Below are 15,487 nucleotides of genomic sequence, written 5' to 3'. Positions count from 1 at the left end.
GCGCGACGCGAGGCGCGTGGAGCGAAGCGCTGCGACCGACATGGAGCGCGGCACGCCGCAGCGGTGCTCCGCTGCACGAACTGCTTGAACAAGTCCTCGGCGGCGGGCGATGGTAGCGCTTCTTCACCCGAAGGACGCGAAGGACGCTCATGAAGGACATCCTCTCTGCTCGCCTGGAATCACGTGCTTTCTCGGCCGACGCGGTCGAGCTCCACGACCTCACCGGGCGCGAGGTCATCTCGCAGCCGTTCGAGTTCCAGCTCCACGTGGTGTGCAAGACCCCTGACGGGCTCGACGAGGAGGCGCTCCTCGCCGAGCCCGCCGCGCTGGTGTTCCTGAGGGGCGACCGCGAGGAGCGGCGGATCTTCGGGGTCATCTCCGTCGTGCGCGACGCGCTCCACACCGAGACGTTGCACATGGCCTACACGCTCACGTTCGTGCCGCGCGCGTTCCGGCTGACGCTCACGGAGACGTCGGAGATCTTCATGGATCTCTCGGTCCCCGAGGTCATCAAGAAGAAGCTCGAGCGCGCCGGGCTCCACGAGGGCGATGACTTCGAGCTCCGTCTGGTCTCGACGTATCCGCCGCGCGAGTACGTGGTGCAGTACAAGGAGACGGATCTCCAGTTCGTCTCGCGCCTGGCCGAGCACCTCGGCATCTCCTTCTTCTTCGAGCACCGCGACGGCCGCGACGTCGTGGTCTTCTCCGACGCGAACAGCGGCTTTCAGCCGGTCGCCGGCGACGGGCGCGCGCACTTCTATCCGCGCGGCGATCGCATCGGCGTTTACCGGCTGGAGGGCACGACACGCACGGTCCCGAACCGTTATGTGGTGAAGGACTACAATTACCGCACGCCGCACGTGCCCCTGATGGCCGCGGCCACGGTCTCGGAGGCGTCCGGCGGCGATATCGTCGAGTACGGCGCTCACTTCAAGACGCCCGACGAGGGCGAGCGCATCGCCGTGATCCGCGCCGAGGAGCTGCGCGCGGGCCGCAGGGTGTTCGAAGGGGCGAGCGACGTGCAGGTCCTCGGCGCGGGGGCGAAGGTCACGCTCGAGGGGCACCCGCGCGGCGACATCGAGCTGCTGCTCGTCGAGGTGCGCCACCGGCTGCAGCAGGCGACGCTCAACGCAGGGACGGGCGAGGAGCGCCCTTACGAGAACGAGTTCAGGGCAATTCCCTATGCGACGACGTACCGACCGCCGCGGGTGACGCCGAAGCCGAAGGTGCACGGGGTCATCACCGGCGTCATCGACGCCGCGGAGAAGGGTCAGTACGCGGAGGTCGACGAGACCGGCCGCTACCGCGTCCGCTTCCTGTTCGACACGAGCAGCGCCGAGGACGGCAAGGCCTCACGGCTGATCCGGATGGCCCAGCCCCACGCGGGCGCGGGCTACGGGTTCCACTTCCCGCTAAGGAGCGGGGTCGAGGTGATCCTGACCTTCATCGACGGCGATCCGGACCGGCCGATCATCGCCGGGGCCGTGCCGAACCCGCAGACGCCGAGCACCGTCGACGCGAAGAACGCGCGGAGGAACGTCATCCGGACCGGCGGCGGGAACGAGATCAACATCGACGACAACGAGGGGGAGGAGCGGATCAAGCTCTCGACGCCTTATGGCGGCAGCACGTTCCAGCTTGGCGCGCCGAACACGCCGGAGTCGGGCGCTGCACTGACCACCAAGGAGGCGTTCACTGCCGTCGGCGCGGCCGGCGTCAGCACCTTGACGTCGATTGCTACGACGCTCACGGACATCGCGTCCGTCGTGGCCTCCTCGAGCATCACGCAATATGCGACCGCCGTTCAGGCGTTTTCCAAGGCGCTGACCGAAGAAAAGTACCAAAAGATCGTAGACGACGTTCTGGGTGTCGCAAAATCTGCCATCGACACACGAAAGAAGTTGTTTGCTGTGGATCAGGCAAAGGCGAACGAGGAAGTCGTCGTTGCAGAGGAGCACATGAAGAGGGTGCTCGCGGCGGCCCAGGCAAAGGCTCCCTATCCGGGAAATAACCCGCCACCAAAGAAGGATCACTACGGCATGGTCAGAGCCATGACGAAGGAGGAATGGGAGAAGGAGACCCCCGAATACGCAGCAGCGGCCGCAGCCACCAAGGCGCACGCTGACGCAAAGAAGAGATCCGAGGACCTGGCGAAGCAGATCGCCGAAGACGAGCAGAAGTGGAAAATAGCCGGGGGTATTCAAGAGATCGTGGCCGGAACCAGCGCGGCCGAGAAAGCACGCCGCGAAGGGATGAAAGCAGGGCGCGAGCTCTTGAGCGACGCCACGAAGAGAGCTGCCAAGGCTATGGAATCCGCACAAGTCGCTATTGCGAACAGCATGATCGGAGCGGCTAGCGGAATCGCCGCCGTTCCCCGAGTCTCGGCGGTTGTGCCTGGCATGGGCGCCCCGTTCTTCCTTGGTGGTGGGGACAACTCAGCGGTGCTGATGGGCAAGGTCGATGCCTTCGTTGGTGGCGCCGCATCCGCAACGGTCTCCTCCCAAGGGCAAGCGATCGTTGCTGGGGGCGCGGTCGCAATGCTGAAGTCATCAGGCAAAGTCTCTGTTGCAGGTGCTGCCGCTACGCTCATCACCGGCAATAAAATCGACCTCCTCTCCCGTAACTATGTATCCAAGGCGGCGGGCGCTTGCAAGACTCACAGCGGTGGAGCTATGCGAATCACGACAGCATCCTCGCTCACCATGAGCTCAGTCGGCATCGCTCAGCTCAAGTCAAAATCCACCCTCAACATACAGGCCACCGGAGACACGAGCATCAGAACGTCCGGAGACCTGCAAGAAAAGGCGAGCAACATCCACCTCACCGCCGCCGGTGACGCCAAAATCAGCGGAGGAAAATCGGCGGAGATCATGGGCGGCGGGTGGGGGATGAGCGCAAAGCCGGGCAATGTCATGGTTGGTTCGAAAACGGACGGATTGCTGGTCAAAGGTGGAACCGTTTCGGTGAAAAACGCAGGCTCGCAGTGCATCCTCGGCGCTGGCTCAGCCAAGCTGACGAAGGGCGGCACCAGTGTTACGTGCTCTTCCTCAAAGGTCACGATCAGCGGTGGGCGGATCGATCTAGGCTAGCAAATGCGCACGGGAGTTGCTCCAGCAGGAGGCCGCACACGACCTTAGTGACGCCCGCCGCTCGATAGCCTAGCCTCGCCGCAACCATGCCCGCTAACCTCAACGATGGATCACCACGAGCCCTGCCGCGCTCTCGCAGAAGAGCGGGCGCGGCGAGCTCGTCGGCAGCCATATCTCGGGCGCAGTCGCGCCCGGCATTGATCTCCGCGGCGCCTATCTCACGAAGGCCCTCTGGCGCGACGTTGATCCACGCGGCGCGAACCTTTCCGGCGCCACGCTCTCCGGTGTCATATTCCGCACGTGAACCGCCAGGGCGCCAACTCACCGACGCCGACCTCACCGGTGCCCTCCTCGGCGGCCCTCCCAGTGAGGCCTGCCGCCTAGTGGGCGGAGCATACTCATCTCCGCCACAGCCACCTGGTGCGAGAGGCAGCACGATCATCCTGGTAGCGCTTTCCAGGCATGGCGAGCAGCGAGACAGAACCACATCAGCGCCGGAGCGAGATCAGCGTACTGCAACCATCAACAGCACGAAGAGCGCAATCAGGACAGCGGCACCAACTACCGCTATCATTTGCGTCCTCTTTTCTTCCGTCGCTTTCCGCTGCCGTATGAGCCGCAGCTGCTCCTGAAGCTCGGACTCAGCTTTCGCAGCGCTCGTAGTTCGTTGCTGCTCAAGCAGCTTTTCGATTGTCACTTTGGTGGGTCTGCTCTCTTTTTCACTCGCGAACGCAAGCGTAACGCTGGAATCGAACCTCCATGCAGAGCCTTTTGGACCGAAGAGCCAGAACGACCCGTCCGGGCACACAGCAATACTCATCTCCGCCCGCGGCAACTTATCGCGTTTCGACTTCAAGAGGACGATCGCCTCGCCCGTGGCGCTGATCCGCACAAGCTGCTCGCTACGGAGAACGTAGACGTTGCCGTTGAGATCGGCACCTAGCGTGCGATACTGAGATTCCGCTGCATCGGAGGAGAACTCCACGCGATAGGTACTGCGTCCGCTGACGTCAATGCGGACGATCTCGTCCCTGTACAAACAGAAGATCGATCCATCTGGACCGCAACAGATGCGCTTAAGCCCGCCCAGCCTCTCGGTAGGGGGTAAGCCGCGTGCTGCGCCGCCAGATCGGACGGACATCTCCTCGCCGCTCGGTGAAATACGCCGAAGGATGTCGTCTTTCAGGATCAGCAGTGAGCCATCGCTGGCACAGGTCAGATCATCGCAATCGAGCAGATCGCCGTCGATCTCAGCAGTCGTCCCGTCTGCTGCCTCGATGCGCCAGCCAGTCCGAGACGACAGCCAAGGCTGGGACGACCTCCCCCGGGCGGACACGAGGAGCATACCCTTCGGGGAGAGCGCCAGGTGCACGGGCCGCGACCGGCCGCGCTGAAGCCAGCGAACGTTCATCGACGGGTCGAGGGACCAGAGGACATTGTCGATCTTTTCCTTGGCGCCGTATTCGCCCACCGGAATGCAGTGCGTCTGTCTCGCCGCGCAGTACAGGTTGCCCTCGGCATCGACGGCCGCTACAGGTGGCTCGTCCCAGTCGAACAGCCCCGCGGCGACGGCCTGCGCGACCGGTGAGCAGTCGGCGACCGACGTATCGAAGCAAAGAAACCAGTCCGCTGACAGCTTCCTTCGCCCGCGATACACGAACTCGTCGGGGACGTGCACGCTCGCGCTGCAGAAGCGGCACGTGCACGCCCGATTCACGCCGTCGAACGGCACCGGCGACCCGCACTGCGGGCATGGGAAAGTCGCCGCCTGGGCCGCATTGGCATGCGCCATGGCCAGCGGGTCCGGATCCTCGCCCACGAGATGCGTGATGTTCGGAAGCGCTGCCGCGAACTCCGCGGGCACCTTTCGAACCCAGGTCTGCTTAGCGCAGCGATCGCAACGGAGCATGGCCTGCTCTCGCACCTCCACGATGCTCGCGACGGGGATCTCCTTCTCGCATCCCTGGCAGCAGAGACCGCGACGTGTGAAGGCGACCGAGACCCTGCTCGCCGAGCTGCACCGCCCCTCGTTCTGGAGCATCTTCGGGCCCTCGTAGACAGGATCGCGGAACAGCGCTTGCCATAGATCACCGCCAATCGCCGTCGGCCTACCGCAGCTCTGGCACCCCACCTCGCGAGCCAGCGTGTTGACCGGCATCGGCATCCGGCAGGTGCCGCACTCCGTCTCGACCTTCACCGCAACGCTGATCATCGCTCTCCTCACCTCCCCCGCTCCCACGCCATCACCGCGGCATCTCCCGACACCCCGGCGAGAGCATGCCAGCGCGCACGCTACCTCAGTGACACCCGCCGCGCGATGGCCTAGCCTCGCCCGAACCATGCCCGCGGAGCGCAACCACGGATCACCCCCGACCGCAGCCGAGCTCTTGCAGAAGAGCGAGCGCGGCGAGCTCGCCGGCAGCCACATCTCCGGCGCCGTCGCCCCCGGCATCGATCTCCGCGGCGCCGACCTATCCAAGGCCCTCTGGCGCGACGTCGATCTGCGCGGCGCGAACCTCACCGGCGCCACCCTCTCCGGCGTCATCTTCCGCAACGTGAACCTCGCGGGCGCCGACCTCACCGACGCCGACCTCACCGACGCCCTCCTCGGCGGCCCTCCCGGCGAGGCCTGCCGCCTCGCAGGCGCCGATCTCCGCGACGCCGTCCTCACCAACACCTCGCTCCACCAGGTCGACCTCACCGGCGCCAAGCTCTCCGGCGCGCTCCTCGAGCGAGCCGATCTCCGCGCCGCCCGCCTCCACAAGGCCGAGCTCCTCGACGCCGTGCTCTCCGGCGCCCGCCTCCAGGGCTGCGACGCCCAGGGCGCCCGCCTCGACCGCGCCGCCGTCGACGGCGCCGACCTCTCCTCCGCCAACCTCACCGGCGCCTCGCTCCGCGACGTCGACCTCCGCGCCGCCACCACGACTGGCCTCCTTCTCGGCGGCGCCGATCTCCTGCGCGCCACCGCCACCGGACTCGACTTCTCCGCCTCAGCCCCCCCCGCCTCCCTCGCCGGCGCCTCCCTCGAGGCCTCCCGCCTCACCGCGGCCGACCTCCGCCGCACCGCCCTCGAGGGCGCGCGCCTCGTCGCGTGCGACCTCGCCCAGGCCGACCTCTCCGGCGCCACCTGCGACGGGCTCGTCCTCGACGGCTCCTCGCTCCGCGGCGCCCAGCTCCAGCGCTGGCGAGCCCGTGGCGCATCGCTCGCCGGGGCGGACCTCACCGGCGCCTCCCTCGACGGCGCCGATCTCCGCAACGCCGACCTCGCCGGCGCCACCCTCGACGAGGCCTCCCTCGCCGGCGCGAAGCTCGAGGGCTGCTCCCTCGAGGGCGTCCGCCTCGCCGGCGTCGACCTGCGCGGCCTCGACCTCGCGGGCGTTTCCCTCGGCAAGGCCGCGCTCACCGGCCTCTCGTGGGCCGGCGTGAACCTCGCCGGCGCCGACCTCGCCGAGGCCGACCTGCGCGGCGCCGTGCTCGCGGGCGCCGACCTCTCCGACGCCGACCTCTCCGGCGCCTGCCTCGCCGGCGCGAAGCTCCGCGGCGCCGCCTTCCGCGGGGCGCAGCTCGCCGACGTCGACCTCACCGGCGCCGACCTCTCCGACGCCGATCTCTCCGAAGCCTCCCTGTCCACCGCCTCGATCGCCGGAGCAGACCTCCGCCGGACACGCCTCTTCGCGGCAGACCTCTCAGGCGCCGATCTCCGCACCATGCAGCTCGCCGGCGCCGTGATCGAGCAATCGCTGCTCTGCGACGCGAACGGCGAGGGCGTCGATCTCCGCGGCTGCGTCCTGACGAACGCCACGCTGTCCGGCGCCAACCTCCGCGGCGCCAACCTCACCTCGGTGGAGGCCGCTCAGGTCAACCTCGAGGGCGCCGATCTGAAGGGCGCGAAGCTCACGGGCCTGCAGGCCCCCTCCGCGAACCTCAAGAGAGCGATCCTCGACGGCGCCGACCTCTCCCGCGCCGACCTCTCCGACGCCGCCCTCGACGAGGCCGTCCTGCGCCGCGCCCACCTGCGCGAAACCAGGCTCAGCGCGGCCAGGCTACCGGGCGCGGACCTGCGCGATGCGGTGATGGCGAACGCCGATCTCTCGCTGGCCGATCTCTCGCACGCGCGCCTCGAGCGCGCCCACCTCATGAACGCCAACCTCGAGGGCGCCGACCTGCACCGCGCGAAGCTCGATGACGCCGAGCTGGTCGGGGCGCGCACCCGCAACATGAAGAACACCGACCCTGACCGCGCCCGCGCGGAAGATTTCCGGACGGAGACCCGATGAACGCGAACGACGCTGTCGCCCTGGAACACGAGCCCTTCCCGGGAGGCGTGCTCGAGGCCACCCTCGTCGACATGGAAGACGCCGCGCGCGCCGTCGTGCGCCTCGTCAGGCCCGGCACCCCCGGCGTCGAAGGCGCCACCGCGCGCGCGCGGCTCGCCGTGCCCGGCTACCAGGGCACCCCAGGCGACCGGGTGCTCGTCTCGAAACACGCAACCACATCAGATTTTTACATCGTTGGCGTCCTGCTCGCCGCCCGGGGGCCCGTGATCCAGACGGCCGAGGGGGCCACGGCGTCGGCCGAGGGGAGCACGATCGCGATCCGGGACGCGTCGGGGGCCGTCGCCGTCACGTACGACGCCGCGACGGGCGCGGCGCGCGTCGCCGCCCCCGCGGGGGACCTGACGCTCGCGGCGCCGCGGGGGAAGGTCGTCGTGGAGGCGGCCACCGACGTCGAGCTGCGCGCCAGGCGCGATGTCCGGCACCGGGCGGGGCGGCGCGTGGCGAGCGAGGCCGGCGAGGGCGGCGAGCCGGGGCTCGTCGTCGAGCGGGCGGCCGTGCGCGTGGCCGCGGCGGCGGTCGACGTCACCTCGGAGCGGGCGTCGCTCCACGCGACCGAGGCGACCGTGCTCGCCGAGCGGATCGCGACGACCGCCGCGCACATCGCCGCCACCGCCGGCCGGATGGAGATCCAGGCCGACCGGCTGATCGAGCGGGCGAAGGACGCGTACCGCGAGGTCGACGGGCTCCTCCAGACCCGGGCGAGGCGCGCGCGCTCGCTCATCCGCGAGGCGTATCAGCTCGTCAGCGAGCGGACATCGATGGTCTCGAAGAAGGAGACATCGATCGACGGCGAGCGCGTCCTGCTCGGATGAGCCAGCGTGCCAGTGGAGGGTCCCTGAGATGAAGATGCCCGCAGCGACGAAGGCCGGCGGCATGTGCTTCGCGATGCCCGACGTGTGCAAGGTGCCAGCGCCGCCGGCGCCCCCCGTGCCGACGCCGTTCCCGAACATCGGCACGCTGAACGGCTGCGAGTCGACCGTCTCCAAGGTGCTCGTGCAGAAGAAGGAGACCGTGACCGAGGCGTCGAAGATGCCGAGCAGCAAGGGCGACGAGGCCGGCACGCTCGGCGGGATGGTCTCGAACGTGAACCGCGGGCAGGTGACCTTCAAGCGCGCGAGCTCGAAGGTCTACGCCAAGGGGAAGAAGATCGTCTATCACACCGCCATGTCGGCCCATAACGGGTCGAACGCGAACATGCCCGCCGGCGCGCACGTCGCGCCGTCGCAGGTGAAGGTATTCGTGGCGATGTGAGCGCACGCTCGATGGGAGCGCACGCTCGACGGGAGCGCACGCTCGACGGGAGCGCAGGCTCAGCGCGTCGCGTCGCCGCGGCGGTACTCGGCGGTCACCTCGTCGAGCCGGGCCTTGAGCTGCGGATCGAGCGCGAGGTTGCCCGCGGCGAGCGTGGCGTCGAGCTGATCGGGCCGGCTCGCGCCGATGATCGCCGACGTGATCGCCGGGTGGGCGAGCACCCACGCGACGGCGACCGTCGTGAGCGACTGGCCCGCTTCGGCGACGATGCCCTGGAGCTTCTCGACCGTCGCGAACTCGCGCTCGTGCCAGTAGCGCTGCTGGTAGTTCGTGGCCGCCGCGCCGAGCGTGAAGCGCGTGCCCGGCGTGGGCTCGCCGCGGCGGTGCTTTCCGGTGAGGAGGCCGCCGGCGAGCGGGTTGTACGGGATCACGCCGAGGCCCTCCTCCTGCGCGAGCGGGAGCAGCTCGCGCTCGATCTCGCGGAACAGCAGCGCATAGCGCGGCTGCACGGAGACGAACCGCGCGAGCCCGCGCACGTCGGCGCGGCCGAGCGCGCGCGCCAGGCGATAGGCCAGGTAGTTGGAGACGCCGATGTACCGGGCCTTGCCGGAGCGAACCACGATGTCGAGCGCCTCCAGCGTCTCGTCGATCGGCGTGTCGCGATCGTCGGCGTGGAGCTGATAGAGATCCACGTAGTCGGTGCCGAGCCGGCGCAGCGAGGCGTCGATGGCGTCCAGGATGTGCTTGCGCGAGGCGCCCTGGTCCCAGTCGTTCGGGCCGACGCGGCCGACGCACTTCGTGGCAACGATGAAGCGGTCGCGCTTGCCCTTGAGCCAGCGGCCGACGATCTCCTCGGTGCGCCCGGCCGTCTGCAGGCCGCCGCCCAGCGGGTACACATCGGCGGTGTCGAGGAAGTTGACGCCGGCGTCCGCGGCCTTGTCGAGGATGACGCGGGACGTCTCCTCGTCCGTCTGGAAGCCGAACGTCATCGTGCCGAGGCACAGGCGGGAAACGGTGAGGCCGGTACGGCCGAGGCGGGTGGTCGGGAGGGTCATGGTCTTCTCTTCAGTTCAGCGCGAGATGCGATGGATCAATAGTAGATCGGGCCGACGCTGCCACCGCCCGCGACCACGGAATCGCCGTTGATCGCGACGCTCCTCGGCGACGCCAGGAACGTGACCACCCAGGCGACCTCCCGGGCGTCCACGATGCGGCCGATGCTCACCGAGGCGGCCAGGTCCTTCTCGGACTCGGCGCGGACGCGCTCGGTGCGCGTCGCGCCGGGGTGCACGACCGTGACGTTGATCCCCTTCGGGCCGAGCTCGTCGGCGAGGTTCTTCGTGATCGCCGCGACGCCGACGTTGCGCAGGGTGGCGACCGGGCGGCCGGTCTTGCGCACGGCGAGCCCGCCGATGTTGATGATGCGGCCCCAGCCGTTCGCGATGAGGTGCGGCGCCACGGCGCGCGCGGTCCGCAGGTAGCCAACGACCTTGATGTTGATGTCCTCGATCACCTGCTCGTCGACGATCTGGTCGAGGCGGGTGGCCGGCGAGATCCCGCCCGGCAAGGCGGCGTTGTTGACCAGGATGTCCACGCCCCCCAGCGCGTCGACGGCGCGCTCGACCAGCGCGTTGACCGAGGTCCCGTTGCCCGTGTCGACCACCAGCGGGACGACGCGGCGGCCGGTCTCGGCCGAGAGCTCGGCGGCGGTCGCCTCGAGCTTGTCCTTGCCGCGCGCGGCGATCACGACGTCGGCGCCCTCGCGCGCCAGCTCCCGCGCGATGGCCTTGCCGATGCCGCGGCTGCCGCCGGTGACGATGGCACGCTTTCCAGTGAGCTCGAGGTCCAAGAGAGGCTTCCTTTCGATCGATCGGCAGACACGAGGTCTGGGGTTCTTGCGCCCGTGCGCGGCAGCGGCAGCGCGGCATCGCGCTCCACAGCGCCCTCGCACAGCACGTTCCGTTCCAGCCTGATCTCCTCACCCGCGCTCCGTGGTTCGCTTGCGCCGGCGCGCGGCGCCGCCCGGCGATTCGCCTGGCGCGAGCGTCCGGGCGCCGTCGGGCAGCGCCGGTACGCCCGGCGGCTCGCCTGCTGCGCAGGCAGCAACCTGCGGGCGCTGTGCTGCGTGCGAGGCAGCCGCGCGGCGACGCGTGGCGGGCGGGCCCGCAGGCCACACCGGCGCGGCGCCCTCGAGGCTCGGTCCTCCGCAGGGCCGATCACAGGACATCTGGACTCGCCACGTCCTCCAGATCAGGCAAGGGTTGCAGGTCGAAGCCGCGAGTCTCCTCCTCGTCACCCACGGAGTCCCCCTCCTTGTGCAGCCATTTTCAGCGGGAAAATTGAACAGGGAGGCGGGGAGACGGGGAGTATTTGAAGATTTCCCTCCCCGCCTCCCCGCCTCCCTGTGAATTTTCTGAAGATTTCGAGAGGATGCCTCAGCCTCGTCACAGGGCGTCAGGAAGTTGCTCTCTCCGACGTGGTACGCTCGCCCATGAGAGGATGTTTGCCTTCTCACAGGGAGATTATCCATCCATGGTTAACTGGACACCCAGGGCAGGGTTCGCTGCCTGGATCATCGTGTCGGCGATCGCGAGCAGCGCGCTCGTCGCTTGCGGCGACGACGGCGAGCAGGCATCGGGCTCGGCGGCTACGGGAACCGGCGGAGACGGCGGTAGCGGCGGAGGAGCGAGCGGCACCGGGGGCGCGGGGGGCACCGGGGGCGCCACGGGGTCGGGAGGCGCCACGGGGTCGGGGGGCGCCACGGGGACTGGCGGCGAAGACCCGTATACGTGGCTGGAAGACGCGACCTCCGACGAGTCGCTCGAGTGGGTGAGGGAGACCAACCAGGCGACGCTCGACGCCCTCACCGAGGGGGAGCCGTTCACCTCGCTCTACGAGGATCACTACCGCGAGCGGACGAAGGAGCCGCCGCTCCGGTGCATCCCCGAGCCGGACGGCTTCGTCTACCAGTTCAAGCAGGACGCGACGAACCCGCGCGGGGTGTGGCGCCGGACGGCGGCGGAGGCCTGCCTGGCCGGCAATCCCGCGTGGGATGTGCTGCTCGACGTCGACCAGATCGCCACCGCGGAGGACGAGGACTGGGTCTACGCGGGAGCGGACTGCTACTACAACGACACCGACATGTGCCTGATCTCGCTCTCACGGGGCGGCAAGGACGCCACCGTGATCCGCGAGTTCGACAAGACCACGAAGGCGTTCGTGGCGGGCGGCTTCACCCTGCCCGAGGCGAAGTCCTATGCCGCGTGGAGCGACGAGGATACCCTCCTCATCGCGCACGGCGCCGACGAGGACTCGCTCACGACCTCGGGCTACCCGCGGCGCGTGAAGATCTGGCGCCGGGGCACCCCGCTCTCCGAAGCGAAGCTCGTCTTCGAGTCGGCGAAGGACAGCGTCCTCTCCGCCGGCGCGAGCGTCCACGACGTCGACGGATCGAGCCTCATGATCATCACGAGCTACGTCGACTTCTATCACGCGGACAACTACGTGCTGGGGAGCGACGATGTCCCGGTGAAGATCGAGGTGCCCCAGGACGCCACGCTCTGGGATCTCTTCCAGGGCAAGCTGCTGGTCCGGCTCGCCTCGGACTGGACCGTCTCCGGCACGACGCTGAAGTCCGGCTCTCTGGCCTCCGTCGCGCCGGACGACGCCGAGGCGACAGCGGAGCTCGTGTACGCGCCCGACGAGCGGAGCGCGTTCGTCGGGCTCGCGAAGTCGAGGGAGGGCATCCTCGTCACCCAGCTCCACGACGTCGCTTCCGAGATCCTCTCGTTCACGTACGCGGAGGGCGCGTGGACCTCGAAGCCGATCCCGATCCCGCCGCTCGGGACCGCCGAGGTCACCGCGGATCCGCGCATGGATGACGCGTATGTCACGTTCCGGAGCTTCCTCCAGCCCACCACGGTGTACCAGGTGAGGCCCGAGGGCGACTCGTACGATGTGACGGAGATCAGCGCGTATCCCGCGCTGTTCGACGCGTCGCCGTTCGAGGTCTCGCAGGACACCGCGACGAGCAAGGACGGCACCAAGGTGCCGTATTTCATCGTCAAGCCCAGGGCGGCGGCCGCGGACGGCAAGAACCCCACGCTCCTCTACGGCTATGGCGGGTTCGAGTACACCCTGTCGCCGTACTACCTGGGGCTCACGGGCAAGCACTGGCTCGAGGAGGGCGGCGTCTACGTGGCCGCCAACATCCGCGGCGGCGGGGAGTTCGGGCCCGCGTGGCACCAGGCCGCGCTCCTCGAGAACAAGCAGCGGTCGTACGACGACTTCATCGCGATCGCCGAGGACCTGATCGAGAAGGGCGTCACCTCCCCCGCGCACCTGGCGATCCAGGGCGGGAGCAACGGCGGCCTCCTGGTCGGCGCCGTCACGATGCAGCGGCCCGATCTCTTCGGCGCCGTCTCGTGCCAGGTCCCGCTGCTCGACATGCTGCGCTATCACGAGATCGGCGCAGGGGCGAGCTGGATGGGCGAGTACGGCAACCCCGAAGATCCCGAGATGGCCGAGATCATCCGGGCCTACTCGCCGTACCACAACATCGAGGCCGGCGTGGCGTATCCGCCGATCCTGTTCACGACGACCACGACCGACGATCGCGTCCACCCCGCCCACGCGCGCAAGATGGCCGCGCGCCTGAAGGAGATGAACATCCCCTTCTACTTCTACGAGGGTGAGAAGGGCGGACACGCGGGCTCCGCCGATCCCGCGACGTATTCGTTCCTCCAGGCGCTGAACACGACCTACCTTTACCGCGTCTTCGAGAGCCAGTAGCAAACCAGGGTCCTGACGCCTCGAGGGGGGCGCTCGAGGCGTCAGGACGGCTCGAACAGGACGTGGAGCGCGTCGGGGCCGCGGAACGCGAAGCCCTTGATCTCCGGCGCCGGCGCGGCCGGGTCGAGGCGCAGGTCCGGGAGCCGATCGAAGATCGCGTTGAGCCCGACGCGCATCTCGAGGCGCGCGAGGTGCAGGCCGAGGCACTGGTGCGGGCCGGTGCCGAACGCGAGGTGCGGCTGCGGCGGCCGGTCGAGGCGGAAGGCGTCGGCCGCCTCGTAGCGGGCCTCGTCGCGGCCGGCCGAGCCCGTGACGACGCGGAGGGCCGCGCCGGCGGGGATGGGGCACCCCGCGATCTCCGTGTCTCGCGTGGCCACGCGGGAGACCAGGGTGACGCTCGTCTCCCAGCGCAGCGTCTCCTCGATGACGGCGGGGACCAGCGACCGGTCGGCGACCACCTGCGCCATCATCGCCGGGCGGGTGAGCAGCGCGGCGAGCGCGTTGCCCAGCGCCCGGAACGTCGTCTCGGCGCCGGCGGGCAGCAGCAGGAGGAGCAGGCCGTAGATCTTCTCCTCGGTGAGGCGCTGGCCGTCGATCTCGGCGGCCAGGAGCTCGCTGATGAGATCGCCCGCGGGCTCGCGCCGGCGGGCCTCGATGATGTCGGCGAGGTAGCGCCGCATCGCCTGCGACGACGCGAGGCCCCGCGGCGGGTCGAGCGGGCCCTGCGCGACGTCCTCGGACCACCGCGCGAACTGCTCCTGATCCTGGAGCGGCACGCCGACGATACCGCAGATGACCTGAACAGGATACTTGAGGACGACATCGCGCATGAGCTCGGCGCGCCCGGCGGGCGCGATGCCGTCGAGGAGCGCGTGAAGGGTGGGCCGCACCAGCGCGTCGTCCCACCGATCGAGCACGGAGGCGCGGAACGCGTGCGCCACCAGGTTGCGGTACTGGCGGTGCTCCTTGCCGTCCATGCCCAGCATGAACTCGCCCATGTACTTGCCGACGACCTCGTTGTTGATCGAGCTCGAGAACGTCCCGGCGTCGCGCAGCACCCGCTCGGCGTCCTCGTACCGGGACACGACGAACGTGGGCGCGGGGTTGATCGACGAGGCGTCGAAGCGCTGGACCGGGGTCTCCGCCCTGGCCCTCGCCCACTGCGGATACGGCTGAGTCACGGAGAGATCGAGGATGGAGAGAGGCTCGCTGTCGTCCATCGTGAGACGCTATCGACGCGCCGGCGGCAGATCAACGGGCGGCGGCCGCGCGGAATTGCCTCGTCACGATCGCGCGGGTCACGGCGAGGAGGTTGTCGCGCGTGAAGCGGAACCAGAAGCCGGCATAACAGCCGTTCGCGCGGAAGCCGGGGTTGACCGCGGCGTAGCGCTTCGCGGCCGGACGGTCGAAGTAGCGCGGCGGATAGCGGCGCAGCGTGTCCTCGGTCATGAAGATGTTGACGAAGAAGAGGCCCGTCTCCTCGTCGACGCGAAAGTCGCTCTCGCCGGCGAGCTGGAGGAACGCCGCGCGCACCGCCTCGTCCTCCACCGTGCCCCGCCGCCCCGGGTCGAAGATCTGGTAGCGCGCGAGCGCCTCGGTGATCGCGACGAACCCGAACAGGCTGGCGATGGAGAGCCGGTACAGGCGGGCCCGCGGCGCGCGGCGCTTCGTGTCGATCAGGAACAGGAGGCCCGAGACGAGGTGCAGCCCGCGGGTGCGGAACTCGGGCGCGATCCGCAGCTTGCCGCCGACGATGGCCAGGCCGCGGGGCAAGGCCAGCGGCGCGGTCTTCCAGAACTGGAACCCGACGATCGCGCCCGTGTCGGCGCGGCGAAAGACGTGGACGACGTCGTTGGTGTGGGCGTGGACGCGGAAATGGTCGAAGTCCTCGGCCATCAGCGCGTTCGAGAGCGCGTGGAGCTCGCGCAGGCGCGGGTCGGTGAAGTCGCTCCGCCGGAGGACCTCGACGCGGACGGAGGGGCGGAGCGGGGAGAGGCGGAGGAGGAGGTTCAGCATGTC

The 15,487-nt window shown here is 69.1% G+C and carries 11 protein-coding genes; 6 read left to right on the top strand and 5 right to left on the bottom strand.

The annotated features are described in order from the left end of the window. The first annotated feature begins 149 nt into the window (after positions 1-149). Both tssI and WME76_RS09255 read left to right on the top strand, forming a co-directional pair. Complete coding sequence (gene tssI / locus WME76_RS09260) at positions 150-3,089, top strand: type VI secretion system tip protein TssI/VgrG (protein WP_437959795.1); 2,940 nt, start codon at positions 150-152, stop codon at positions 3,087-3,089. Between the two features lie 109 nt (positions 3,090-3,198). Beyond that, on the top strand, positions 3,199-3,393 hold the full coding sequence (locus WME76_RS09255) for a pentapeptide repeat-containing protein (protein ID WP_437962095.1): 195 nt from the start codon (positions 3,199-3,201) through the stop codon (positions 3,391-3,393). 201 nt (positions 3,394-3,594) lie between these two features. On the opposite strand, the gene WME76_RS09250 is transcribed toward WME76_RS09255, so the two are convergent. Next, positions 3,595-5,301, bottom strand: a complete 1,707-nt coding sequence (locus WME76_RS09250) for a hypothetical protein (RefSeq protein ID WP_437959794.1) — start codon at positions 5,299-5,301, stop codon at positions 3,595-3,597. A gap of 127 nt (positions 5,302-5,428) precedes the next feature. On the opposite strand from WME76_RS09250, the gene WME76_RS09245 reads away from it, so the two are divergent. Genes WME76_RS09245 through WME76_RS09235 form a run of 3 tightly spaced genes read left to right on the top strand, consistent with a single transcriptional unit; the run spans position 5,429 to position 8,677 of the window. Continuing rightward, positions 5,429-7,366: a pentapeptide repeat-containing protein gene (locus WME76_RS09245; RefSeq protein ID WP_437959793.1), complete on the top strand. Its 1,938-nt coding sequence runs from the start codon at positions 5,429-5,431 to the stop codon at positions 7,364-7,366. Further along, entirely contained in the window at positions 7,363-8,238 is an 876-nt protein-coding gene (locus WME76_RS09240) for a DUF3540 domain-containing protein (protein ID WP_437959792.1), read from the top strand. Before WME76_RS09245 ends, WME76_RS09240 begins: the two co-directional genes overlap by 4 nt. 28 nt (positions 8,239-8,266) lie before the next feature. Continuing rightward, entirely contained in the window at positions 8,267-8,677 is a 411-nt protein-coding gene (locus WME76_RS09235; RefSeq protein ID WP_233561068.1) for a PAAR-like domain-containing protein, read from the top strand. A 59-nt stretch (positions 8,678-8,736) separates the two neighbouring features. Here the strand turns inward: WME76_RS09235 and WME76_RS09230 are convergent, their stop codons facing one another. Continuing rightward, entirely contained in the window at positions 8,737-9,732 is a 996-nt protein-coding gene (locus tag WME76_RS09230; RefSeq protein ID WP_437959791.1) for an aldo/keto reductase, read from the bottom strand. Positions 9,733-9,767: 35 nt separating this feature from the next. Beyond that, positions 9,768-10,526, bottom strand: coding sequence for an SDR family NAD(P)-dependent oxidoreductase (locus WME76_RS09225; protein WP_437959790.1), 759 nt, complete (start codon positions 10,524-10,526; stop codon positions 9,768-9,770). Between the two features lie 683 nt (positions 10,527-11,209). Between WME76_RS09225 and WME76_RS09220 the strand changes: the two genes are divergently transcribed. Continuing rightward, positions 11,210-13,468: a prolyl oligopeptidase family serine peptidase gene (locus WME76_RS09220; protein ID WP_437959789.1), complete on the top strand. Its 2,259-nt coding sequence runs from the start codon at positions 11,210-11,212 to the stop codon at positions 13,466-13,468. Positions 13,469-13,509: 41 nt separating this feature from the next. On the opposite strand, the gene WME76_RS09215 is transcribed toward WME76_RS09220, so the two are convergent. Both WME76_RS09215 and WME76_RS09210 read right to left on the bottom strand, forming a co-directional pair. Beyond that, the gene (locus WME76_RS09215; RefSeq protein WP_437959788.1) at positions 13,510-14,688 is read right to left on the bottom strand and encodes a cytochrome P450; all 1,179 of its coding nucleotides are present in this window, start codon (positions 14,686-14,688) and stop codon (positions 13,510-13,512) included. Between the two features lie 31 nt (positions 14,689-14,719). Then, positions 14,720-15,484 (bottom strand): hypothetical protein, encoded by a 765-nt coding sequence (locus tag WME76_RS09210; protein ID WP_437959787.1) that lies wholly within the window; start codon positions 15,482-15,484, stop codon positions 14,720-14,722. Positions 15,485-15,487 lie beyond the last annotated feature (3 nt).

It is taken from the genome of Sorangium sp. So ce119 (assembly GCF_051524405.1).
Taxonomy (GTDB): domain Bacteria; phylum Myxococcota_A; class Polyangia; order Polyangiales; family Polyangiaceae; genus Sorangium; species Sorangium cellulosum_G.
The sequence above is the reverse complement of the archived record's forward strand: the minus strand, read 5'-3'. Positions and strand labels throughout refer to the sequence as shown.